This is a genomic window from Pseudomonas sp. PS01270, from assembly GCF_029959775.1.
In the GTDB taxonomy this organism is placed as follows: domain Bacteria; phylum Pseudomonadota; class Gammaproteobacteria; order Pseudomonadales; family Pseudomonadaceae; genus Aquipseudomonas; species Aquipseudomonas atacamensis.
This window is the reverse complement of sequence record NZ_JASCPT010000297.1, coordinates 1-283: the sequence shown is the minus strand read 5'-3', so window position 1 is coordinate 283 and position 283 is coordinate 1. Positions and strand designations below refer to the sequence as shown.

At 62.2% G+C, this 283-nt stretch carries 1 pseudogene; it reads right to left on the bottom strand.

Going from position 1 to position 283, the window contains the following annotated elements:
• A pseudogene (locus QMX86_RS28250) lies at positions 1-283 on the bottom strand (N-acetylglutaminylglutamine synthetase); the annotation flags it as partial.

The window sequence follows — 283 nt, the reverse complement described above, 5'->3', positions numbered from 1 at the left end:
GTACACCGGGCCGCCCTGATGATGTGGGGTGAGCAGCTCCTGATCGATCGGCAACATGCCGCGCGCCTGGTACAAACGGTTGATGCCCTGCCAGTCGGTTTCGCTTTGAGCACGACGAATGCGGAAGCCGCGAAACACCCGCGTGGCCTGCCGGTAATCGCTGAACCATAAACGCTGGGTGTCGGATGGATCGAGAAACAGCTGCGTCGGCTCGAGGCCGAGAATCTGCTGCGGTGCGGCAACATACAGGGCGATATCGCGTTCGCCGGGCTGCTCGTTGAGC